Origin of the sequence: Pseudomonas sp. MWU13-2862 (genome assembly GCF_023242495.1) — a bacterium.
In the GTDB taxonomy this organism is placed as follows: domain Bacteria; phylum Pseudomonadota; class Gammaproteobacteria; order Pseudomonadales; family Pseudomonadaceae; genus Aquipseudomonas; species Aquipseudomonas gingeri_D.
Genome location: NZ_JALMEZ010000015.1, coordinates 83,534 through 106,971, shown reverse-complemented (window position 1 = coordinate 106,971; position 23,438 = coordinate 83,534). Strand labels below are relative to the sequence as shown.

The following is a 23,438-nucleotide window of genomic DNA, read 5'->3' as shown; positions in this document are numbered from 1 at the left end:
GGATCAGGTCTGGTCCAGCACCATGAACAAGGCCATGGCGATGGCCGGCAGGCCGAACACCGCCAGCCCGATCATCAACTCCGAAAGGAGGCTCTGGTGGGCGGTGATCACGCCGATGGCGCCGTTGACGATGGTCGCCAGCAGCCACATACCGAGAAAGCCGGCGCCGAGGATCTGCCGGCTGATGCCCAGGCGCTGACCGAAGAACAGCGTGCAGCCGAGCAGGATCAGGCCGATGGCGAGGATGATGGCGGTGTGCATGGGTTGGCCTCCGGGAGCTGTGTTGCCTGTGATTCCGCCTTCGCGGCGGTGCGGCGTCCCGACAAGCTCCGCTCCCACAGGTCCCCTGTCGTGCGCCAAGTTTGGACACGACTCGGAACCCGTGGGAGCGGAGCTTGCCCGCGAAAGCCATTTTGAACGCCACACATGACTTAATTCAGACGCTCATCCCTTACTAAACACTGTAGATCGAAACCCGCCCTCTCACTGACCACTGACCCATAACAAATCCCCTACCCCGATCGGCCATGGCATTGACCACCTCGGCGACATCCGCATCCGCCGGCTCCAGCACCACAAGGCCTTGCAGTGCCTGATGCACCACTCCTACGTAGGGCCCCTCGGTGTATTCAAGCGCACGCGCCTGACCGCCCGCGAACCGGGTGATCATTCAGAAGGTGATGTGCTGATCAGACCAGGCCACCATTGGCCCGCAGGATCTGGCCGTTGACCCAGCCAGCAGCCGGGCTGACCAGGAAGGACACCACGCTGGCGATATCTTCCGGCTGACCGAGACGCTCCAGCGGTGGCATCTTGGCGAAGGTCTGGATCTGCTCTTCGCTCTTGCCGTGGAGGAACAGTTCAGTCGCCACCGGACCCGGGGCCACCGCGTTGACGGTGATCTGGCGGCCGCGCAGCTCCTTGGAGAAAACGTGGGTCAAGGACTCCACCGCCGCCTTGCTGGCGATATACACCGCGTAACCCGGCAGGTTCAGGCCCACGGTGCTGCTGGAGAAGTTGACGATACGACCGCCGTCATTCATCCGCGTCGCGGCCTCGCGCAGGGTGTTGAAGGTGCCACGGGTGTTGATGGCGAAGGTCTGCTCGAACAGCTCGTCGCTGTGCTGGGCCAACGGCAAGACCTTGAGAATCCCGGCGTTGTTGACCAGCACATCGACCTTGCCCAGTTGCTGCTCGGTCTCATCGAACAGGCGGGCAACGTCGGCGGAGCTGGCGACATCGGCCTTGATCGCGATGGCCTGGTGGCCGGCCTGGCGCAGTTCCACCACCAGTGCCGAAGCCTCGTTGGCGCTATTGGCGTAGTTGATGGCGACGGCAAAACCTTCCGACGCGAGCTGACGGGCGATAACCGCGCCGATGCCGCGTGAAGCGCCGGTAACGATGGCCACTTTCCGAGTCTGGGTAGTCATGTCGAATCTCCTGGGGCGTGGGTTGGGTGTGGCGCCAATTTCACATGTTTACCCAGGGTGATAAATACTCGATAGTTGGCTTTACTATTCAATAATCGCCAACAATCAATCGCAACGGAGCGCCCATGGACCAGGTCAAGGCCATGAAGGCTTTTGTACGGATCTACGAGCGCAGCAGCTTCACCCTGGCCGCCGAAGACCTGAACCTGCCCCGCGCGACCCTGACCCACACCCTGAATCAGTTCGAGGCCTGGCTCGGCACCCGGCTGTTGGAGCGTAGTACCCGACGCGTGCGCCCGACCCTGGATGGCGAGGCTTATTACCGCCGTTGCGTGCAGTTGCTGGCGGAGCTGGAAGAAGCCGAACTGGCCTTCCGTTCAGTGGCGCCCAAGGGGCGTTTGCGGGTGGATTTGCAGGGGACGCTGGCCAGGTACTTCGTGGTCCCGGCGCTGCCGGCGTTTCTCGAGCGCTACCCGGATATCGAGATCTCGATGAGCGAGGCCAGCCACTTTATCGACCTGATCGCCGAGGGCGTGGACTGCGTGCTGCGTTCGGGCAATCTCGGCGACTCCTCGCTGGTCGGCCGGCGCGTTGCCAACCTGCGCCAGGTGACCTGCGCCAGCCCAGCCTACCTGCGCAAATACGGTGAACCGCAAAGTCTCTCGGACCTGAGCCAACACCAGGGCGTGAACTATGTTTCCAGGGTCACCGGCAAACTCTTCCCGTTCGAGTTCACCGAAGCCGGCGAGCTACGGGAAGTGCCCCTGGCGGGCCGGGTGTCGGTGTTCGGCGCCGAGATCTATGCCGCTTCGGCCGTCTCTGGACTGGGCCTGATCCAGGTGCCGCATTACCGGGTGGCGGAGCAGATCGGCCAGGGCTTGCTCAAGGAAGTCCTGCCGAACCATCCGCCGCCGCCCATGCCGGTGTCGGTGCTCTACCCGCAGAACCGGCATATGTCGCCACGGGTGCGGGTATTCGTCGACTGGATCAGCGAGGTTTTCGCCAAGGCCGTTTGAAGTCAGGCACTTTCCCGCTCGATCAACTGGCAGGTCAGCAGGTTCAAGCGTTGCACCTCGTCCACCGGCAACACCCCGAGGCTCTCCAACACTCGGGTCGCCGCCAGCACGCCAATCTCCGGGGCCGGCGGTTTGATGGTGCTCAGGCTCGGCAGGAGCATTTCGGCAAACGGATAGTCGCCGAAGCCCAGTACCGCGCAGTCCTCGGGGATCTTCAACCCCGCCCGCTGCCCGGCCAGCAGGCCACCGGCGGCCAGGTTGTCATTGGCGAAGATGATCGCATCCGGTTTCGACGCGCCACTCATCAGCGCCTGCATCGCCTGCTTGCCGGCCTCGAACGGTGCGAGGTCAGCATCCGGGGCAAACACCCAGGGCTCCAGCCCCAGCTCCCGAACGGTCGCTGCATAACCGTCTCGACGCTCCAGGGCGCTGAAGTCCCCCGGGGCGCTGTTCTGCACAAAGGCGATCCGTCGATAACCCTTGCCATGCAGGTAACGCGCAGCGGTCACGCCGACCTCATGGTGGGAAAAACCGATCTGCATCGGTTCGCGCTGCGGCTGGTAATCCCAGGTCTCGATCACCGGGATATCCGCCTCGGCGAGCATTTTTTCCGTGCCCGCACTATGGAAATGACTGGTCAGCACCAGGGCCGCCGGTGACCAGCCGAGAAAGGCGCGGACCGCACTCTCCTCCTGCTCCGCCGAGAAGTAGCTCGACGCCAGCAGCAACTGATAGCCATGCCGACTGAGGGTGTCGCTGAAACCCTGAATGGTATTGGCGAAAATCGGCCCGGAGATATTCGGGATCACCATCGCCACGATCCGCCCCCGCGCCGAGGCCAGGCCGCCGGCCACCAGATTCGGTACATAACCGAGGGCCGCGACCACCGCCGCGATCCGCTCACGACGCTCGGGCGAGACCTGCTCCGGGTTGTTGAAATACCGCGACACGGTGATCGCCGAGACCCCGGCCTCCTGGGCCACCGTGCTCAGGGTGACGCGTCCGGCGCCCCGACGTTTGCGGCCTGGCGATTTTTCAGCAGTCAAAGTGCGGCCCGTCTAAAAAACCAAAAGGAATATAAAAGTAATTTTTCAGTATTGGACGGTCTATGTCGACCTTTCCGATACTGGCGATGTTAGCGCTAACAAAGTGCTTTGTCTGCTACTCGCTCGAGCGAATGCCCCAAGACAAATTTCAGGCGCCGTCGACGCAGAGCGACAGCAGTTCAGGGCCATTTTTCGAGCGGGCAACACATGCACAACACACTTGGGGTTCAACGCACACTGGCGCAGTCGATTCGCGCCACCACACCACGTCGTCCACACCTGGGCTGGCTGCTCGCCGGGCTCGCCGCCCTGCCGTCATCCGCGGTGTTTGCCGCCGACACCGGCAGCGACCAGGAGCCGACACTGAAGCCCGTCACCGTCACCGCCACGCGGCGCGAGGAATCGTTGCAGAAAGTCCCGGTGGCGGTCTCGGTGGTTGAGGGCGAACAGCTGGAGCGCGACAGTCGCAACGGCGTCGCCAGCATCGTCCAGCAAGTGCCGACGCTGAACTTCCGCACCGGCGCCTCGAACAAGGACACCTCGCTGTTCATCCGTGGCGTGGGCACCATTTCCACCTCGCCGGGGGTCGAGCCCACCGTGGCCACAGTGATCGACGGCGTGGTCTACAGCCGTCCAGGCCAAGCCACCCTCGACCTGCTCGACCTCGACCGCATCGAAGTGCTGCGCGGCCCGCAAGGCACGCTGTTCGGCAAGAATGCCTCGGCCGGCGTGCTGAACATCGTCACCAAGGCCCCGACCGCCGAGACCCACGGCTATATCGACCAGTCGTACTACAGCGGCAACGAAAGCCGCACCCGTTTCGGCATCGGCGGCAGCCTGATCCCCGAGACCCTGAAAGGCTCGCTGACCACCCTGTTCGGCAGCTATGACGGCAACGTCGAGAACAAGGCCAACGGCCAGGAAGTCAACGGCTACAACCACAAGGGCGTACGCGGCAAGCTGGAGTTCACCCCCAACGAGGACGTGAAATTCACCTTCGCCGCCGACTACATGGAGTCCCACGACAACGCGCCCAACGGCGTGGTCAGCAAGTCCCTGACCCCGGCCTTCGCCAATGCGTTGAACCCGGTCCGGGCCTCCAGCGACAACCGCGATATCAACACCGATACCCGCACCGAGGTCGACGATATCAACAAGGGCCTGTCCGGCCAGCTGGACTGGAACCTGGGCGACTACACCCTGACCTCGATCACCGCCTGGCGCGGCTGGAGCAACCACCAGAACCAGGACGCCGATCGCCTGAGCACCATCACGGCCGCCTTCCCCGGCATCGCCGACCAGGGCGCGCTGGACTTCAACCAGTACTCCCAGGAACTGCGCCTGGCCTCGCCCAAGGGCCAATTCCTGGAATACGTCGGCGGCCTGTTCTACCTGCATGGCAAGGACGAAGAAACCTATCAACGCACCCTGACCGCGCCCGGCAGCGTCAATCGCGGCGTCGCCCACTACGGCACCACCAGCGACAGCTACTCGGCGTTCGGCGAAACTACCCTCAACTTCACTTCGGCATTTCGCGGCATCGCCGGCCTGCGCTGGACCCACGACGACCTGTCCTACGACCATCGTCGGGTCTCCACCTCCGCCACCACCGTCAGCGGCATCCAGCCCGCCACCAGCAGCAGCGGTTCGGTGGCCGAAGACGGTTGGTCCGGGCGTCTCGGCGTGCAGTACGACCTGAGCGATGCGGTGACCACCTACCTGACCTATTCGCGCGGCTACAAAGGCCCGGCCTACAACGTGTTCTTCAATATGCAGCCACGGGACACCGACGCGCTGAAACCGGAAACCTCCAACACCTGGGAAGCCGGGATCAAGGCCACCAGCTGGAACAATCGCCTGACCACCAACCTGGCGGTGTTCCACAGCGACTACAGCAACTACCAGGCGAACTTCTTCGACACCGTCGCCGGGCAAGTGGTGACGCGCCTGATCAACGCCGGCAGCGTCAGCACCGAAGGCGTGGAAGCCGATTACGCCTTGCAGGCCACCCGTAACCTCAAGTTCTCCGGTGCACTGGCCTACACCAAGGCGCGGATCGACGAATTCTCCTGCCCGCCGGGGGCGGCGGCCAGCTGCAACGTCAACGGCAAGCCGCTGCCGTTCAGCCCGGACTGGAAGAGCTACGTGCGCGCCGACTACAGCATCCCCCTGGACAACGGCCTGGATGTCGAACTGGGTACCGACTTCAGTTGGCAGAGCCAGGTGCAGTACGACATCAGCCAGAACCCCGACACCGTGCAAGGCGCCTATGGGATCTGGAACGCGAGCATTGCCCTGGCCGATTACAGCCAGGGCTGGCGGGTCGCTCTGCTGGGGAAAAACCTCGCCGACAAATCCTATTCACCCTTGCTGGCCAGCGGCGGCAACTACATCTACCGCGCCGTGCCACGGGATGACCAGCGCTACTTCGGCATCCAGTTGCGCAAGGATTTTTGAGCCGTTGCGTGCACCAACCCTCAATAGATCGCCAAGGACTCTGTCATGACCCACACCCCGCGCCAGCTGAAACTCGGCGCCTTCCTGATGGCCACCGGGCACCACGTCGCAGCCTGGCGCCACCCGGATGTGCCGGCCAATGCCGGGCTGGATTTCGCCCACTACAAACACCTGGCCCGCGTCGCCGAGGCAGCGAAATTCGATGCCCTGTTCGTCGCTGACAGCGTCGCCGCGCCCAGCGCTGAAATCGCCAGCCGCATGGCCCGCTCGGAACACTTCGAACCGCTGACCTTGCTGTCGGCGTTAAGCGCGGTGACCGATCACATAGGCCTGATCGCCACCGCCACCACCAGCTACAACGAGCCGTACCATGTGGCCCGCAAGTTCGCTTCGCTGGATCATCTGTCCGGCGGGCGCGCCGGCTGGAACCTGGTGACCTCGGACAACGCCGCCGAGGCCCTGAACTTCGGGCGCGCCGAACATATCGGCCACGCCGAACGCTACAGCCGGGCGCGGGAATTTCACCAGGTGGTCACAGGGCTGTGGGACAGCTGGGAAGACGACGCCTTTACCCGCGACAAATCCAGCGGCCAGTACTACGACCCGGCCCGGTTGCATGTGTTGAATCACAGCGGCGAACACTTCAAGGTCAAGGGCCCGCTGAACGTCGCCCGCTCGCCCCAGGGCCAGCCGGTGATCGTCCAGGCCGGCGCCTCGGAGCTCGGCCGTGATCTGGCGGCGCAAACCGCCGAAGTGGTGTTCACCGCGCAGACGTCGTTGAGCAAGGCCCAGGCGTTTTATGCCGATCTCAAAGGCCGCCTGGCAAAGTTCGGACGTTCGACCGACTCACTGAAAATCATGCCGGGGGTCTTTGTCGTGGTCGGCCAGAGCGAGGCCGAGGCCCAGGAAAAATATGAATCGTTTCAGCAATGGGTCGAACCCGAAGTTGGCGTCGCGCTACTTGGGCGTATGCTGGGCAACTTCGATCTGTCTGGATACCCGCTGGACGGGCCACTGCCGGAGCTGCCGTTGACCGACAGCGGCCAGCAAAGCCGTCAGCAACTGTTGACCGAACTGGCCGGCGCGGAAAACCTGACGCTGGCGCAACTGGGACGGCGCATCGCTGGCGGACGTGGGCACTACAGCCTGATCGGCACGCCGACGCAGATTGCCGACGAGCTGCAGGCCTGGTTCGAACACGGGGCGGCGGACGGCTTCAACGTGCTGGTGCCGCATCTGCCGGGCGGGCTGGAAGACTTTGCCGCTGGCGTCGTTCCGGAACTGCAACGCCGCGGGCTGTTCAGAACAGAGTACCAAGGCAAGACGCTGCGCGAGCACCTGGGGCTGGCGCGGCCGGCCAACCGATTTTTATAGCGACAACTTGTATTGACTGCCAAACGAGAGAGGATTCGATGACTTACCAAGCTGCCAAAAACCGCTACGACTCCATTCCCTACCGCCGCGTCGGACGCAGCGGGCTGGTGCTGCCGGCGCTGTCCCTGGGACTGTGGCACAACTTCGGCGACAGCACGCCGATCGACACCCAGCGCGCCCTGTTGCGCACCGCCTTCGACCTGGGCATCAACCACTTCGACCTGGCGAACAACTACGGCCCGCCCTACGGCAGCGCCGAGATCAACTTCGGCCGCCTGCTGCGCGAAGACTTCAAGCAGTACCGCGACGAGCTGATCATCTCCAGCAAAGCCGGCTGGGACATGTGGCCCGGCCCTTACGGCCAGGGTGGCGGCTCGCGCAAATACGTACTCGCCAGCCTCGACCAGAGCCTGCAACGCCTGGGCCTGGACTATGTGGATATCTTCTATTCGCACCGCTTCGACCCGGACACCCCGCTGGAAGAAACCGCCAGCGCACTGGCTACCGCCGTGCAGCAGGGCAAGGCGCTGTATATCGGCATCTCGTCGTATTCCGGGGTGAAAACCCGCGAGATCGCCGCGCTGCTGAAAGAATGGAAAGTCCCGCTGCTGATTCACCAACCGGCCTATAACCTGCTCAATCGCTGGGTGGAAAAGGACCTGCTGGACACCGTCGACGAGCTGGGTACAGGGGTGATTGCTTTTACCCCATTGGCGCAAGGTCTGCTGACCGATAAATACCTCAATGGCGTGCCGAAGGATGCGCGGGTCAACCGTCCGGGCGGTGGTTCGTTGCAGGCCTCGCACTTGTCCGAGGCGAATATCGCCCACGTGCGGGCGTTGAACGAGATCGCCCAGCGTCGTGGCCAGAGCCTGGCGCAATTGGCCTTGGCCTGGACCTTGCGCGATCCACGGGTGACCTCGGCCCTGATCGGCGCCAGCCGGCCGGAGCAGATCATCGAGAACGTCGGTGCGCTGAAGAACCTGAGTTTCACCCAGGAAGAACTGGCGGAGATCGATCGCTTTGCCCAGGAAGGCGGGATCAATTTGTGGGAGAAGCCGTCGACGGCGGAGTGATCACTGGCCCCTTCGCGGGCAAGCTCCGCTCCCACAATGTTCGAGTCGTACTCAAATCTTGAGTACGGCGCAAAACCTGTGGGAGCCGGCTTGCTGGCGATGGCGTCCGGTCAGGCGATGCAAGGCTCACTGGCCTTATCGCCAGCAAGCCGGCTCCTACAGGGATATCGGGACATACCCGAAAAAACGTTTCTACCGGACCTCCTGCTCCGGCTCCCGAATCCTGTACCACGCCACATACAGCGCCGGCAGGAACATCAGCGTCAGCACCGTCGCCACCACGATCCCACCGATCATCGCGTAGGCCATCGGGCCCCAGAATACTTCCCGGGCAATCGGGATCATCCCCAGGCTCGCCGCCGCCGCCGTCAGCAAAATCGGTCGACGTCGATGCTCCGTCGCCTCCACCACCGCATCCCACGGCGCATAACCATTGCTCTCGTACTCGTTGATCTGGGTCACCAGGATCACCGAGTTGCGGATGATGATGCCGATCAGCGCGAGGATCCCGAGGATCGCCACAAAGCCCATCGGCGTGCCCGTCGGCACCAGCGCCAGGACCACGCCGATCAGGCCCAGCGGTGCGACACTGGCCACCAGGAACATCTTCTGCACACTGTGCAGCTGGATCATCAGGAAGGTCGCCATCAGGAACAGCATCAGTGGTACCACCTTGGCAATCGGCCCCTGGGCCTTGCCGCTCTCCTCCACCGTACCGCCGGTGACCACCTTGTAACCCGGTGGCAAGCCGGCGGCGAACTGGTCGATATCGGGCTTCAACTGCTTGACCAGATCGGTCGGCTGCAAGTTGCCACGCACCCCGGCCTTGAGGGTGATGGTCGGCAAGCGATCACGGCGCCAGACCAGCGGCTGCTCCAGTTCATAACGCACCGTGGCGAACGCCAGCAACGGAATCGACACCCCGTTGGGCGTGACGATCTGCAGGTTCTGCAAGGTTTCCGGCGTGCCCCGCTCACTGTCCACCGCCCGCCCGACCACGTTGATCAGGTAGATATCGTCCTTGACCTGGGTCACCGGCGAACCGCTGACAATGCTGTTCATCAGCCTCGCCACATCCTCGGATGACAAACCGAACTGCCGCGCCTTGTCCTGGGCGATATCGATGCGCAGCACCTTGCCCGGCTCGTTCCAGTCGTAGATGGTTTCGCCGACATTGGGGTTCTTGTCGAGGATGGTTGCCAGCTCGATAGCATGCTTGCGCACCTGGTCGATGTCCTTGCCACTGACCCGGTACTGCAACGGCCGCCCCACCGGCGGGCCCATTTCCAGGGTCTGGACAAAGCTGCCGATGCCGACGAAATCCTCCCGCAGGCGCTTGTTCAGCCGCTCGATCAACGCGGCGCGCTGCTCCAGGCCTTTGCTGACGATGATCAACTGCGCGTAGTAGGGGTTCTGCAATTGCTGATCGAGGGGCAAGTAGAAACGGACCGCGCCCTCGCCGATATAGCTGCTCCAGCGCAGGATATCCGGGTCGTCCTTGAGGCTCGCCTCAAGCCGGTCCACCGCCTTGCGCGTTTCGTTGATCGAGGCGTTTTGCGGCAGGTTGAGGTCAACGAGGACTTCCGGGCGGTCCGAGGACGGAAAGAACTGGTTCTGCACAAAACGCATGCAGAACACCGACAAGGCAAACACCAGCACCGTCAGGCCGATGGCCCACCAGCGATTGCGCATCGACCAGAGCAAACCGGCGTTGAACACCCGGGCAACACGTCCCGGTTCGCCACCATGGACCTTCACGTTCTCACTGAGGATATGCACGGCGATCACCGGCGCGAACAGCACCGCGACCACCCACGACACCAGCATCGCCACGGCAATCACCGCGAACAGGGTGAAGGTGTATTCCCCGGCGGAACTGGCATTGAGGCCGATGGGCACGAAGCCCGCCACGGTCACCAGGGTACCGGTCAGCATCGGAAAGGCCGTCGAGGTGTAGGCGAACGTCGCCGCCTGTTCCTTGCTGTCGCCCTTCTCCAGCCGCGTAACCATCATCTCCACGGTGATCATCGCATCGTCCACCAGCAGGCCGAGGGCGATGATCAAGGCGCCGAGGGAGATCCGCTGCATGGTGATGCCGCTGTATTCCATAAATACGAAGACCATCGCCAGCACCAGCGGGATCGAGCAGGCCACCACCAGCCCGGCACGCATGCCGAGGGCGATAAAGCTCACCACCAGCACGATGATCACCGCTTCGAACAAGGCGCTGGTGAAACCGCCGACGGCCTTCTCCACCACCTCGGCCTGGTCAGAGACCTTGTGCACGCCGACGCCCACCGGCAGTTCGGCGGTCAGGCTGTCCATGCGCGCATGCAGGCTCTTGCCGAAGTCCTGGATATTGCCGCCCTTCTTCATGGCGATGGCCAGGCCGATGGCGGCCTGGCCGTTGTAGCGAAACAGCGGGGTCGGCGGGTCGACATAACCGCGGCTGATCTCGGCGATATCGGCCAGACGGTAGAAACGGTCATTGAGCTTGAGGTTGACCGCCTCCAGGTCTTTCTCCGAGGCGTATTGCCCGGAAGCCCGCACCGAGATCCGCTCCGGCCCGGCCTCGATCACCCCGGCCGGGGTCACCGCGTTCTGCGATTGCAGGCTCTGCACCACCTGGCGCTGGTCGATGCCCAGGGCGGCCAGCTTGCGGGTGGAGAAGTTCAGGTAGAGGACTTCGTCCTGCGCGCCGATCATCTGGATCTTGCCCAGGCCCGGCACATCGCGAATCTGCGCCCGCACCTGTTCCACGTAGTCGCGCAGTTGACGCATGCTCAGGCCGTCGCTGGTAAAGGCGTAGACCGAACCGAATACATCGCCGAACTCGTCGTTGAACCCCGGTCCCTGGATACCCTGGGGGAAGTCACCGCGGATATCGTCGATCTTCTTGCGTACCTGGTACCAGATCTCCGGGATGTCCTTGCCGCTGGTGGTGTCACGCAGAAACACGAACACCGTCGACTCGCCCGGCCGGGTGTAACTCTTCACATAGTCCAGGGAGTCGAGTTCTTCGAGTTTTTTCTCGATGCGGTCGGTGACCTGTTCCAGGGTGTCATCCACCGTGGCGCCGGGCCATTTGGTCTGGATGATCATGGTCTTGATGGTGAAGGACGGATCTTCCTCGCGCCCCAGGTTTATGTAGGAAAACACCCCCATCAACAGCGCGACGAACATCAGGTACCAGACGAACGACTGGTGTTTGAGGGCCCACTCGGACAGGTTGAAGGACCCTTTCATTGGGCTTTTTCCTCAGCGACTTTGACTTTCTGCCCCGGTTTCAGGCTGTTCACTCCGGCACTCACCACCCGTTCGCCGGGTTTGACGCCGGAAGCCAGCAGCACGCCGTCGGCATCGCGACTGAGCACCCGGACCTCACGCAATGCGACTGTCTGGCTCTGCGGGTCGATGATCCAGACCCGGGTCTGGCCCTCGCTTTCCAGCAGGGCCGAAAGGGGCAGGCGGGTCCGTGGCGCAATGGCCGAGCTGAGGGTGACGCTGATGGAGCTGCCCAGGCGAAATGCCGCCGGGGTCTCGGCCAGGGTCAGCCGGGCACGTTGGGTGCGGGTGGCGCTGTCGGCCTGGGGCTCGATTTCTCGCAGTCGGGCGGTGGTGTTGACGGAAGGATCAAGTTGGCTGGCGACAAGGAACTCGACGCCCTCGCTCAGCTGATCAGCCAAGGCGGCCGGCAGATCGATGACCGCTTCCTTGATATCGGGACGCGCCAGGGTCACCACCTGCTGGCCGGCGCTGACCACCTGGCCGGCCTCGGCTTTCCAGGCGGTGACCACCGCCGCGTGGTCGCTGTGCAGTTCGCTGTAGCCGAGCTGGTCGCGGGCCTGGCTGACCGAGGCCTTGGCCTGCTCCAGGGAAGCTCCGGTGGTTTTCAGGTCAGTCTGGGCAACGTCCAGTTGCGCCTGGGCGCCGACGCCACGGTCGAACAGCTCCTGCTGGCGTCGGGCATTGGCCTGGGCGTTGATCCACTGCGCCTGGACCCGCGCCAGATCGCCTTCGGCGGCGCGCAACTGGTTCTGTTGATCGGTGGGATCGAGGCTGGCGAGCAAGGCGCCCTGCGCCACCTCGCTGCCGACATCCACATAACGCCGGGCAATGCGTCCCGAGACGCGAAAACCCAGGGTGCTTTCATAACGTGCCTGGATGCTCCCGGCGAAACGCCCGAGGCTCTGTTCCAGGGCCGGCGTGACCTCGACGAACAGCACCGGGCGTACCGGTTCGGGGGCAGGCTCCTGTTTCGAGCAGGCGCCCAGCAAGGCACCACTCAGCAACACCAGCGACAGGCGCTTCATGGCTGGGCTCCCTTGGCCGGTTGCGCGGCGATCTCCACCAGCATGTCCGGATGGAGCAACTGCCCACCGGCGATCACCACCTTTTCACCGCCCTGGAGGCCGTCGCTGATGATCACGTGGCCGGTCAGGTAGCGTCCGACCTTGACCCGGTGCAGGCTGACCTTCCCACTATCGTCCACCAGCCACACGGCCGGCTCGCTGATGTCCTTGGTCAGGGCCGACCAGGGCAGCTCGATACTGGCTTTGCCGGGAGCGGTGACGGTGGCGCTGACCACCGAGCCCAGGTCCATGCCGGCCGGCAGCGCGCCGAGGGCGACCTTGACCTGCACGGTACCGCTCTGGGCCGAGACCGCCGGGGTCACTTCACGGACCTTGCCGGTGGCCTGGATAGCCGGGTTGTCGAGCAGGGTCACGGTAATGCTCTGGTCGCCGGGCGGCTCCACCAGCAGCGACTCGTAGACGTTGAACACCGCGTCGCGCGCGCCGTCACGGGCCAGGCTGAAGATCGGCATGGTCGCCTGCACCACCTGCCCGACCTCGGCCTGGCGGGCGGTGATCACCCCGGGCGCCTCGGCGATCAGCGAGGTGTAACTCAGCTGTTCACGGGCATTGGCCAACTGTGCCTGGGCCGCCGTGAGCGCGCTCTTGCTGCTCAGCAAGGCGGCCTGGGCCGAGTCGTATTCGCTGCGACTGGTATACCCCTTGGGCAGGAGCTTCTGCTGGCGGACGAAAGCCGCGCTGGTCTGTTGCACCCGCGCCTGCTGGGCATTGACCTCGGCCTGGGCGGTGTCGACATGGGTTTGCAGGTCCTTGGGGTCGAGCTTGGCGAGCACCTGTTTGGCGGAGATCCGCGCGCCGACGTCGACAGAGCGCTGGATGATCTTGCCACCGACACGGAACGACAGGTCGGTCTGGACCCGGGCCTGGACATCGCCGGTCAGGGTCACGGCGGCGCCGAAATCCTTGCGTTGCACCTGCTCGACGAAGACCCGCGGCCGCTCGGGCTGCGGCGGTTTGTCATGACCGCATCCACTCAAGAGCGCTGCCAGGCCGAGGGCGACCATCCACTGTGTTCGATGCCCCTTCATGCACGCTCCTTTGCGTAATACAGTTTCGCCAGTGCGGTTACGACTGTTAGCGTAGAACAGGGTTCCCTCACTGCACACCAACAACTCAACTCACCCCGCAGGACGCTTTTCATGCTCAAGACCCTGGCGGTCGCCAACTACCGCTCGATCAACCAACTGGTGGTGCCGCTGGGTCGACTGAACCTGATCACCGGGCCCAATGGCAGCGGCAAATCCAACCTCTATCGCGCCCTGCGCCTGCTGGCGGAAACCGCCCAGGGCGGGGTGGTCAACGCACTGGCGCGTGAAGGCGGGCTGGATTCGACCTTCTGGGCGGGGCCGGAGACCATCAGCCGGCGCATGCGCAACGGTGAAGTGGCCGTTGAAGGCCAGGTCCGCAAGGGGGCGAAGCGCCTGCGCCTGGGGTTTGCCGGTGAGGACTTCAGCTACGCCATTTCCCTCGGCTTGCCGGAGCCGAGCAGTTCGTATTTTTCCCTGGACCCGGAGATCAAGCGCGAATGCATCTGGGCCGGTGCCCTGTATCGCCCGGCCAGCCTGCTGGTGGGACGTTCCGGGCCCATGGTCAAGGCCCGCGAAGGGCGTGGCTGGGAGGTGCTGGCGCAACATACGCCAAGCTTCGACAGCCTGTTCGATCAGGTCGGCAATCTGCGCGGTTCGCCGGAAGTACTGTTACTGCGTGAGAGCATTCGCGGCTGGCGTTTTTACGATCACTTTCGCAGCGATGCCGACGCGCCTGTACGCCAGCCCCAGTTGGGTACACGCACGCCGGTGCTGCATCACGACGGTCGCGACCTGGCGGCGGCGTTGCGGACCATTATCGAAGTCGGCGACGCCGAAGCCCTGCACGCGGCCATCAGCGATGCCTTTCCTGGCTCACGACTGGAGATCGCGCCGTTGCAGGGTGCGCGCTTTGCCATCGAGTTCTATCAGGAAGGGTTGCTGCGACCGCTGTCGGCTGCCGAGCTGTCGGACGGGACCTTGCGTTATCTGCTGCTGGTGGCGGCGTTGCTGACGCCCCGGCCACCGACCCTGATGGTGCTGAACGAACCGGAAACCAGCCTGCACCCGGACCTGCTGCCGGCCTTGGCGCGCCTGATCGTACAGGCTTCGGAGCACTGTCAGGTGTGGGTGGTCTCCCATGCCAGCCGCCTGATAGCGGCGTTGCAGCAGGACCCGGCGTGCAACGCCATCGTCCTGGAAAAAATCCTCGGACAGACCGGGGTTGTCGGCCAGGACAGGCTCGATGAGCCGGCCTGGAACTGGCCGGACTGACCCTGGGTTAAAACCCGCCCGACGGATTTGCCGGATAGTCAGCGGGCGGCTACTTTCCTTTGCACCGCAATACGGATCTTTTTACCCAATGGGCGCTCCAAGCACGGACGAACATGGCCCGCTCAATGGCCAGCCCATAACAAGGAAGACTATATGGTTCAGGCAAAAGCGCCGGAAAAGCTCGATCCACAAGACATCGTGAAGCTGTTGATGGCATTGCGCCGAGCAGTGAGAAAACAACCGAGCGGGCAATAAAAAACGCCGACGCTGGTTGCTCGTCGGCGTTCAAACCTTGGAAGGGGTTCTTCGCGAATCAGAACGCCGGCAATACCGCGCCTTTGTACTTCTCGGCGATGAAGGCTTTCACTTCCGGGCTGGTCAGGGCCTTGGCCAGTTTCTGGATCGCGTCGCTGTCCTTGTTGTCCGGACGAGCTACCAGGAAATTCACGTAAGGCGAATCGGCACCTTCGATCACCAGTGCGTCTTTGGCCGGGTTCAAGCCCGCTTCCAGCGCGTAGTTGGTGTTGATCATGTCCAGGTCGACCTGGTCCAGAACCCGTGGCAGCAGGGCCGATTCCAGTTCCTTGAACTTCAGGTGCTTGTCGTTCTTGACGATGTCTTTGGGCGTCGACAGGGCGTTGGTCGGGTCTTTCAGGGTGATCAGGCCGGATTTCTGCAGGAGCAGCAGGGCACGGCCGCTGTTGCTGCCTTCGTTCGGAATGGCCACGGTGGCGCCGTCTTTCAGCTCAGCCAGGCTTTTGACTTTCTTCGAGTAACCACCGAAAGGCTCGACGTGCACGCCGATCACGGTGACCAGGTTGGTGCCCTTGCCTTTATTGAAGCCATCCAGGTACGGCTTGGTCTGGAAGTAGTTGGCGTCCAGGTGTTTCTCGGCCACCTGGGTGTTCGGTTGTACGTAGTCGGTGAAGACCTTGATTTCCAGGTCCACGCCTTCTTTGGCCAGGGTCGGCTTGATCAGCTCGAGGATCTCGGCATGGGGGATCGGCGTTGCCGCCACGACCAGTTTCTCGCCGGCCTGGGCCAGACCTGCCGCCAGAGCGGCCGCCAATGCGGTAAACAACAGAACCTTTTTCATGCAGTGTCCTTATCGAAGATCACGGTCGTCATCGACGACAGCCTTGAGAGAGAGGTGCCAGTAAAGTGATATCGCTGGCGTGGGGCAGAAGATACCGATATTTTTTATTCCAGAACAATATCTTTTATTCATCTTCATATTCCATTTTGTTCATACAGCACTATCCAGCAGGCGCTTGAGTGCCGCCAGTTCCTCAGGGGAACTGCTACCGATAAATTGCTCGATCAAGGTCAGGGGTGCCGGCAGGTTCAAGTGCTCCGGCAGAATCTCGTCGCCACTGCTGACCAGCAAGGCAAAGTGAATGACATTCTCCAGCTCGCGGGTATTGCCCGGCCAGCTGTGACGCTCCAGAGCACGCTGGGCACTTTCGCTGACCAGTGGCACCGGCAGGCTCAGGCGCTGACTGTAGATACCGAGAAAATACTCGGCCAGGGGCAGGATATCGCCGACCCGCTCGCGCAATGCCGGCAACTCCAGCCGGCCTTCGCTGAGGTAGTGATACAGGCGCTCATGGAATTTACCGACCGCCACCGCCTGGGCCAGGTCGATGCTGGTGGCCGCCACCAGGCGTACATCCACCGGACTCGGCTGCGGCGCGCCGACCCGGGTGACTTCATGATTTTCCAGGGCGGCGAGCAACTTCACCTGGATCGGCAACGGCAGGTCGCCAATCTCGTCCAGGTACAAGGTGCCGCCATTGGCCGAGCCGAACCAGCCGGCGCGACTGCTGGCCGAACCGCTGTAGGCCCCCGCCGCATAACCGAACAGTTCGGCATCGGCGTAGGTCGGGCTGATGGCGCCGCAGTTCACCGAAACAAACAACCCGGGGCGGTCGCTGGCGCGGTGGATATGCCGGGCGAGCAACTCCTTGCCGGTCCCGGTCTCGCCACGGATCAATACCGGCACCGACTTGGGCGCCAGGGTTTCGAGTTCTTCACGCAGTTGCCGCGAACGCGGGTCGACGAACACCAGCGCCTTGGCGCGAATGCTCAGTGGGCTTTTTTCCGAATCGGGAAAGGTCAGCAGCGGCTGACCGAAGGTTTCATGCAGGCTCATGGCAGGCTCCCGCCCCAAACCACCAATGGCAGTGGGCGTTCAAGCAAAAGAAAGAATTCAGGCGCGACGCAGGGAATGCTGTTCCATTCGGGTCTGCAGGCGGTACAGGTAGGCAAAACCCTGTTCCCAACGCTGGTGACCGGACTTCACATTGATATGCCCGGCACCGCTGAGGATGCTCGCTTGCGCGCCCCAGTCGCGGGCCAGTTCCAGGGTCCGCGGGGCGCTGACGGCGGCGTCGTTGTCGGAGGCGACGATCTGGCTCGGAAACGGCAGCAGGTCGCTCGGAATCGGCGCAAAGTTACGCAAGGCCGGGGCGCAGGCGGGACGCTCGACATCGGCCGGGGCCACCAGCAATGCACCACGGACCTGGCGCAGCAGGTGCAACGGCGCTGTTTGCGCCCAGTGGGCAACGGTGATGCAACCCAGGCTGTGGGCAATCAAGATCACCGGCGTATCGTCCGCGGCAATGGCTTCGGCCAGGGCCGCGACCCAGTCTTCGCGGCGCGGCGTCAGCCAGTCGGCCTGCTCCACCCGCGCACTGTTGGGCAGGCTGTTCTGCCAGTGGGTTTGCCAATGATCTTCTGGCGATCCTTGCCAGCCCGGCACGATCAGATAACGAATCGACTCGTTGCGCATGGGGTACACCTCCTCCAGCGTTTGCGTTCCCGATCGAGTATAGGGAGGAGAGTTATATTCGTTAAGGAATAAGAAGCTATTTATTAAGACCATAAAGAAATATAAGGACCTGCGAATCACTCCTTGTCGACGCGAATCCTTTGTAGGAGCAGGCTTGCCGGCGATGAGGCCCGTAAGTCCTGCATCGACTATCCAGCCGCCATCGCCGGCAAGCCGGCTCACAGGTTCTGCATTTGCCAGTTGCTCCGTGGAAATAAAAAAGGGCCGCACCCTGCCAAGGAGACGGCCCAAGAAACTCGAGGATCTGTTGCGTTCAGCGCGCGGTAATCACCGAAAGTTTGGTGATCCCGGCCCGCTCGATGGAGGCCATGGCCCGCGCCACTTCGCCGTAGTTCACGCCGTTGTCGGCCTGCAATTGCACCCGCAGGTCCGGATCCTTGGCCTTGGCCGCCTGGAGGTTGAACTCCAGCAGCTCGGGCTTGATTTCATCCTTGTTGAGGAACAGCTTGCCGCTGCCATCAATGCTCACCACCAGCGGGTCCTTCTGCTCCACCGGCGCCACGGCTTCGGTCTTCGGCAAGTTGATCGGAATCGCATTGGTCAGCAGCGGCGCGGTGACGATAAACACCACCAGCAGCACCAGCATCACGTCCACCAGCGGCGTGACGTTGATCTCGCTCAATACCTCATCGCTGTCCTGGGTCGAGAAGGCCATATCAGGACGCCTCCTTCACTTTCTGCGCACCGCCCTGGGCGGCGGTTTTGTTCGCCGTCGGGTGGATCAGCACGCGGAACGAACTCTTCTGCGCCAGGCTGTAGAAGTCATGGGCGAAGTCATCGAGGTCGGCGGCGGTGAGCTTCAGACGACGCAGGAAATAGTTGTAAACCAGCACCGCCGGCACCGCGACGGCGATCCCGACACCGGTGGCCACCAGCGCGGCACCGATCGGACCGGCAACGGTTTCCAGGCTCGCGGACCCGGCGGCGCTGATGCCTTTCAAGGCTTCCATGATCCCCCACACGGTGCCGAACAGACCAATGAACGGCGAGGTGCTGCCGATACTGGCGACTACCGCCAGGCCGGTTTCCAGGGAGCGTCGTTCCCGCACGATCTGTTGGCGCAGGGCACGTTCGAGACGGTCCTGATGATTGATCGCCTGGCTCAGATCCGCCGCGTGGGGCGCATCGCCGACCTGGATCGCGGCATAACCGGCCTGGGCCACGCGAGCGGCTGCGCCCGGTTGGGTTTCGCTGAGCTCGGCGGCCGAGTCGAGGCTGGAAGCGGCCCAGAACTGTTTGTGGAACTTGCGATCCTGGGCCTTGAGGCGGCCGAACTGCACGCCCTTGAGCAGGGCCAGGCCCCAGGTGGCGACGGAGAAAACCACCAGCAGCCAGATCACCGCGCTTTCGATGGATTGGAGTGGAGATGCCAGTAACGTCATGATGTGTTCCCTCTGTGGAAGCGTTTAGCGCGTTGGGTGCCGATCAGTGGATCTTGAAGTCGATGGGTACGCTGACCCAGCCGACCTGGGCGACATCGCCCTGCTTGGCCGGGACAAAGCTCCAACGCTTGACCGCTGCCAGCGCGGCGTCGTCGAGTTGCTGGCGACCACTGGTTTTCTGAATCTGGATCTCGCCCGGTTTGCCGCTGGCCAGGACCTGCACCCGCAACAAGACCGTGCCTTCCCAACCGCGACGCTGAGCCAGCTGCGGATATTCCGGCGCCGGGTTCTTCAGGTACGCGGCGCTGGCCGAAGCCGGGGTCACCGGTGCCGGCGTCGGCGGTGCCGGTGGCGCTACCGGAGCCGCTGGCTTTGGCGGCGCGGGCGGTTGCTCGACCGGCTTGGGCAGGGGCTTCGGCTCAGGCTTGGGCACCGGCTTGACCTTGGGTTTGGGCACCGGCTTGGGCGGCGGCGGTTTGACCGCCAGCTCATCGACCACTGGCGGCGGCGGCTCGACCACCGGTGGGGGCGGCGGAGGCGGAGGGGGTGGAGGCGGCGGTTCAACCACGGGCGGAGCCGGTTGGGAGAACTCGATGGTCATCGGTGGGATTTCCGGCGGCACCACCGGCAGCACCGGGGTTTCCTTCTGGCTCAGCCAGTAGATCACCGCGCCATGCAGCACCAGCGCGAACACACCGAGCAAGATCGCCTCGCGTCGGCTGAGGATGCCCTTGGGCACTTTCTGCAGACGCAACTGCCCCAGCGGCGCGCGATGGGGCCGGCCGAGGTCAACCAACTCGCCACCCGGTGCCGGGTGCCTGCGCACCTCATGTGCACTGGCAGCGGTCTGGACATTGCCCATTGAATAACTCCTGCGGTCTTCAGCAAAAAATCGTCGAAACGCGCTTGGCGACGTCGAGGTGCCGATGATCCACGGAGGCTGCTTAGGCCTTAAAGTAATCTTTAAAGTTATACATAGAACAAAAATGAATATCGATTTCCGCTGATCCGCTCAAGACCGCGTGTTTCAAGGGCTGCAGCCCATCGTTCGAAAAGCCATGCCTTTCAGGCATCGAAAATATTCGCTCAGGGCATGCCTTCAAGGCCCGAAACCGCCACTTGCCTGTCGAATTTCAAACACGCAGCGGCGATCAGCGCACTGATAACTGCGCAGATGACCCGGCAACAAGAAGAAGGATTTGACCGTAAGAAAGAGGGAAGTTTAAACAATAAAAGTGCGTATTTGATCATTAACAAACACGACAAAACATACCGCCAGTACTTCGAGCGGATGAGCAGTTTCAGCCACTCACCCGTTCGTTGGCCTGGCAGTATATTGTGTTGCCTTTATTACTGTTTGACGAACTCGCCACCCAGACCGACCACTTGGCCGTCAAAGGTGCTGCGTGAGCCGCTCGCTCTCAGTCGCCCGTAATTGTGGTCGGGCGAGAAGGCGGCGAAGGTGACATAGCCGTGACCATCATTGTAGCCAGTGAAGGCAATGATCGTGGGCTGGCCGGTGCTGTTCTGGAAGTGGTAGTGGCCGGTCACGTTGTAGTTCACACCGGCCTGGGTGATCTGCCCGCTGAAGGAACCGTTCGAGTCGTTACCGTCGGTCACGACCAGTCTGGCGTCAGAGTTGGCGTTTACATAAGTTCCATTGATGCTCGACATGATGCGTTCTCCTTATGTCGTTAATACACTCTTCCACTGAAAGTGAGGTTCTCCTGAAACTCACGACACCCAGCATGGTTGGACTTGTAACGCCTGTCCAATTGCACCACCGGTTATTTCTCAATTGATTGGCTATATGAACCATGAGCATTGTGAATAACTTACTCTTTTGACCCTGCCCTTATAACCCGCTCTTTTGGGTATGTAACCAACTCGCCTAGGTTCGAGACAGGCTAAGGCTCACACCGTTGAGAATAGAGCGGCGCATAACAACGCTCTATGAATATTCTAAATAGATCTAAGAAACACAATAACTATCCATTGACGGAATAACAGTCGCCATTTAAAACCTCAAGCCCCACTCGTCGCCAATGCCTACGGGTCATTTTCCGGATGCAGGGAAAGCTTATGGATCTTCGCCAGCTGCGCTACTTCATCGCCCTCAACGAACACCGCAGTTTTGTTCGAGCGGCGGACGCCATGGGCATCACCCAACCAGCCTTCAGCCGCAGTATCCAGGGCTTGGAGCAGGAGTTCGGTTGTGTGCTGGTGGAGCGTGGCCACAAGGACCTGCGCCCGACGCCCGAAGGCCAGGTGGTGCTGCAACATGCCCTGACCCTGGTGCAGGGCGCCGCCCTGTTGAGTGCCGAAGTGATCCAGATGACCAAGCTCGATGCCGGCGAGCTGCGCTTCGGTTGCGACACCGCCTCGGCGGTGAAACTGGTCCCCGAAGCCACGGCCCGATTTATCGATGCCTATCCGAAAGTGCGTACCGGTTTCCAAGTGGAGAATTGGGAAAAACTCAGCCGTAGCCTGGGTCGCGAGGAGATCGAGTTCTTTATCGCCGATATCCGCCATTTCGAGGCCGATCCGGATTTCCAGACCCGGGCGCTGACACCCCGTCGTGGGGTGTTTTTCTGCCGCCCTGGGCATCCATTGCTGGCCAAGGAAAGCCTGTCGACCAACGACCTGTTCGATTACCCGCTGGCAAGTGCCCTGATAGCCCCCGGCGTACGTAAATTGCTGGCGAACCTGAGCGGTCGCAAGGACTTCTCATCGAGTATCGAGACCGAACATTACCCGGCGCTGGTGAAGATCGTCCGCCAGTCCGATGCCATTGGCATGGGCACCGAAGAGGCCTTTATCGAGGACATGGAACAGGGCTCGCTGGTACGGCTGCACTGGCGCAACCTGCCCCATAACATCGAAAGCCTGCATAGCCGTTGCGGCATCGTCAGCCGCACCGGGTTTCGCCTGTCACCGGCGGCGCGGGCGATGATCGAGACCCTGGTCGCGGTCGATACACAAAAGATCTGAGCCGCCGCGAGCCTTCTTACCCCCGCGCCGGTTGCACCGCCTGCACGCCCGCACGCTCCGGCCGGACAAACCGGTTGGCCCGCCCGAAGGTGCCGAAATCATTGAAGCGCACGCCCATCTCGGCCATCACCTCGTGCGCCACCGACGCGGTCATCTGGCGGATATAGAACGGTTCCTTGACCACGAAATGATGAATCCCGTGGGTACTGCCGAAGTTGAAACAGAACGCCTGCAACGGCCACAGCCACCAGGGATTGAGCACCTGGGTCTGCTGGATCACATTGCCCGCCTCGAGATCCCCGTAGTAGTGCATGTTCGAACTGACGAAATGCAGGCAGAAGGTCCGCAGTACATTCGGCCCGATGATCACCACCACCGCGATATCGATCACCTGCATCACCGCCAGGGTATGGGCCGACCAGTCGATGGAGCTGCCCAGCAGACCGGCGATCCCGTTGGCCGCGTGGAACCCGAGAAACACGTACCACGCGCCCCAGTGCAGCAACGCCAGTGGCGCATAGACCCTCAGTGTGCGCTTGAGGATGCTGAAACTGTGGGTCCAGGTCTTGGCCCGCAGCATGCGGATCAGCGAAGACATGACGTTGTCGCCGACCATCAGCAGGCGGGCAATCCCCCACGGCTCGCCATTGGTGATGGCGCGCTCTTCCATGTCCGCCTCGGTACCGGAAACCTTGTGATGATTGAGGTGCAGATGGCGCCGAATCCAGGGGTTGATGGTGCTCGGCCGGGCCAGCCAGACCAGCGCCAGCATCAGGTTGTGCGGCACCCGCTGCTTGCGGAAATACATGCTGTGGATCAGGTCGTGTTCCAGCTCGTGGGTCAGCGAGGCAAAAAAAGCATTCAGTAACAAACACGCCCATCCGGCCAGATAACCGTCCACATAAAGCACCGCCGAACCAATCATGCCGGCCAGGGCAAACGCCAGAATGCCCGTGCCCAGGGCGTCCTGATGGTTCAACAGCGGGTAACGCCGGCGCAACTCGACGCCGCGGGCCATGACCTTTTCACGAATATAGGCGGATCGTTGTTGTGCATTCATGCGTTCGGGACTTGCGCAAACACCATCCATGATTCCATCCTCTGGTTATTGATGTTCGTATCCTGCGCCGTTGCAGCATCAG

General features: G+C 62.5%; 20 protein-coding genes. 6 read left to right on the top strand and 14 right to left on the bottom strand.

The window, feature by feature from the left end; all coding sequences use genetic code 11:
• Positions 1-3 precede the first annotated feature (3 nt).
• Entirely contained in the window at positions 4-261 is a 258-nt protein-coding gene (locus M5C56_RS25025; protein ID WP_103499052.1) for a hypothetical protein, read from the bottom strand.
• A gap of 428 nt (positions 262-689) precedes the next feature.
• Complete coding sequence (locus tag M5C56_RS25020) at positions 690-1,430, bottom strand: SDR family oxidoreductase (RefSeq protein WP_103499051.1); 741 nt, start codon at positions 1,428-1,430, stop codon at positions 690-692.
• A gap of 125 nt (positions 1,431-1,555) precedes the next feature.
• On the opposite strand from M5C56_RS25020, the gene M5C56_RS25015 reads away from it, so the two are divergent.
• Positions 1,556-2,446 (top strand): LysR family transcriptional regulator, encoded by an 891-nt coding sequence (locus M5C56_RS25015; RefSeq protein ID WP_103499050.1) that lies wholly within the window; start codon positions 1,556-1,558, stop codon positions 2,444-2,446.
• Positions 2,447-2,448: 2 nt separating this feature from the next.
• On the opposite strand, the gene M5C56_RS25010 is transcribed toward M5C56_RS25015, so the two are convergent.
• On the bottom strand, positions 2,449-3,492 hold the full coding sequence (locus tag M5C56_RS25010) for a LacI family DNA-binding transcriptional regulator (RefSeq protein WP_103499049.1): 1,044 nt from the start codon (positions 3,490-3,492) through the stop codon (positions 2,449-2,451).
• 207 nt (positions 3,493-3,699) lie between these two features.
• Between M5C56_RS25010 and M5C56_RS25005 the strand changes: the two genes are divergently transcribed.
• Genes M5C56_RS25005 through mgrA form a run of 3 tightly spaced genes read left to right on the top strand, consistent with a single transcriptional unit; the run spans position 3,700 to position 8,399 of the window.
• On the top strand, positions 3,700-5,949 hold the full coding sequence (locus tag M5C56_RS25005; protein ID WP_103499048.1) for a TonB-dependent receptor: 2,250 nt from the start codon (positions 3,700-3,702) through the stop codon (positions 5,947-5,949).
• A 45-nt stretch (positions 5,950-5,994) separates the two neighbouring features.
• On the top strand, positions 5,995-7,323 hold the full coding sequence (locus tag M5C56_RS25000) for an LLM class flavin-dependent oxidoreductase (protein WP_103499047.1): 1,329 nt from the start codon (positions 5,995-5,997) through the stop codon (positions 7,321-7,323).
• Positions 7,324-7,361: 38 nt separating this feature from the next.
• Positions 7,362-8,399, top strand: a complete 1,038-nt coding sequence (mgrA, locus tag M5C56_RS24995) for an L-glyceraldehyde 3-phosphate reductase (RefSeq protein WP_103499046.1) — start codon at positions 7,362-7,364, stop codon at positions 8,397-8,399.
• A 192-nt stretch (positions 8,400-8,591) separates the two neighbouring features.
• On the opposite strand, the gene M5C56_RS24990 is transcribed toward mgrA, so the two are convergent.
• From M5C56_RS24990 to M5C56_RS24980, 3 genes are read right to left on the bottom strand one after another with little or no spacing between them, the layout of a single operon-like run.
• On the bottom strand, positions 8,592-11,645 hold the full coding sequence (locus M5C56_RS24990; RefSeq protein ID WP_103499045.1) for an efflux RND transporter permease subunit: 3,054 nt from the start codon (positions 11,643-11,645) through the stop codon (positions 8,592-8,594).
• Positions 11,642-12,712 (bottom strand): efflux RND transporter periplasmic adaptor subunit, encoded by a 1,071-nt coding sequence (locus M5C56_RS24985; RefSeq protein WP_103499044.1) that lies wholly within the window; start codon positions 12,710-12,712, stop codon positions 11,642-11,644. Before M5C56_RS24985 ends, M5C56_RS24990 begins: the two co-directional genes overlap by 4 nt.
• On the bottom strand, positions 12,709-13,800 hold the full coding sequence (locus M5C56_RS24980; RefSeq protein ID WP_103499043.1) for an efflux RND transporter periplasmic adaptor subunit: 1,092 nt from the start codon (positions 13,798-13,800) through the stop codon (positions 12,709-12,711). Before M5C56_RS24980 ends, M5C56_RS24985 begins: the two co-directional genes overlap by 4 nt.
• 111 nt (positions 13,801-13,911) lie before the next feature.
• Here M5C56_RS24980 and M5C56_RS24975 point away from each other — a divergent pair, with 111 nt between their 5' ends.
• Positions 13,912-15,072: an AAA family ATPase gene (locus tag M5C56_RS24975; RefSeq protein ID WP_103499042.1), complete on the top strand. Its 1,161-nt coding sequence runs from the start codon at positions 13,912-13,914 to the stop codon at positions 15,070-15,072.
• Positions 15,073-15,385: 313 nt separating this feature from the next.
• Here M5C56_RS24975 and M5C56_RS24970 read toward each other — a convergent pair whose 3' ends face one another.
• The 7 genes from M5C56_RS24970 to M5C56_RS24940 all read right to left on the bottom strand — a co-directional run bounded on the left by M5C56_RS24970 (position 15,386) and on the right by M5C56_RS24940 (position 20,979).
• Entirely contained in the window at positions 15,386-16,168 is a 783-nt protein-coding gene (locus tag M5C56_RS24970) for a MetQ/NlpA family ABC transporter substrate-binding protein (RefSeq protein ID WP_103499041.1), read from the bottom strand.
• Positions 16,169-16,318: 150 nt separating this feature from the next.
• The gene (locus M5C56_RS24965) at positions 16,319-17,224 is read right to left on the bottom strand and encodes a sigma-54 dependent transcriptional regulator (RefSeq protein ID WP_103499040.1); all 906 of its coding nucleotides are present in this window, start codon (positions 17,222-17,224) and stop codon (positions 16,319-16,321) included.
• A 57-nt stretch (positions 17,225-17,281) separates the two neighbouring features.
• The gene (locus M5C56_RS24960; protein ID WP_103499039.1) at positions 17,282-17,863 is read right to left on the bottom strand and encodes an alpha/beta hydrolase; all 582 of its coding nucleotides are present in this window, start codon (positions 17,861-17,863) and stop codon (positions 17,282-17,284) included.
• A 313-nt stretch (positions 17,864-18,176) separates the two neighbouring features.
• Positions 18,177-18,578 (bottom strand): biopolymer transporter ExbD, encoded by a 402-nt coding sequence (locus M5C56_RS24955; protein ID WP_100942624.1) that lies wholly within the window; start codon positions 18,576-18,578, stop codon positions 18,177-18,179.
• A gap of 1 nt (position 18,579) precedes the next feature.
• Positions 18,580-19,305 (bottom strand): MotA/TolQ/ExbB proton channel family protein, encoded by a 726-nt coding sequence (locus tag M5C56_RS24950; RefSeq protein WP_103499038.1) that lies wholly within the window; start codon positions 19,303-19,305, stop codon positions 18,580-18,582.
• Between the two features lie 43 nt (positions 19,306-19,348).
• Positions 19,349-20,167: an energy transducer TonB gene (locus M5C56_RS24945; RefSeq protein ID WP_103499037.1), complete on the bottom strand. Its 819-nt coding sequence runs from the start codon at positions 20,165-20,167 to the stop codon at positions 19,349-19,351.
• Positions 20,168-20,655: 488 nt separating this feature from the next.
• Complete coding sequence (locus M5C56_RS24940) at positions 20,656-20,979, bottom strand: hypothetical protein (RefSeq protein WP_103499036.1); 324 nt, start codon at positions 20,977-20,979, stop codon at positions 20,656-20,658.
• Positions 20,980-21,387: 408 nt separating this feature from the next.
• Here M5C56_RS24940 and M5C56_RS24935 point away from each other — a divergent pair, with 408 nt between their 5' ends.
• Complete coding sequence (locus M5C56_RS24935) at positions 21,388-22,296, top strand: LysR family transcriptional regulator (RefSeq protein WP_103499035.1); 909 nt, start codon at positions 21,388-21,390, stop codon at positions 22,294-22,296.
• A 16-nt stretch (positions 22,297-22,312) separates the two neighbouring features.
• Here M5C56_RS24935 and M5C56_RS24930 read toward each other — a convergent pair whose 3' ends face one another.
• Entirely contained in the window at positions 22,313-23,386 is a 1,074-nt protein-coding gene (locus M5C56_RS24930) for a fatty acid desaturase (RefSeq protein ID WP_103499034.1), read from the bottom strand.
• Between the last annotated feature and the right edge of the window lie 52 nt (positions 23,387-23,438).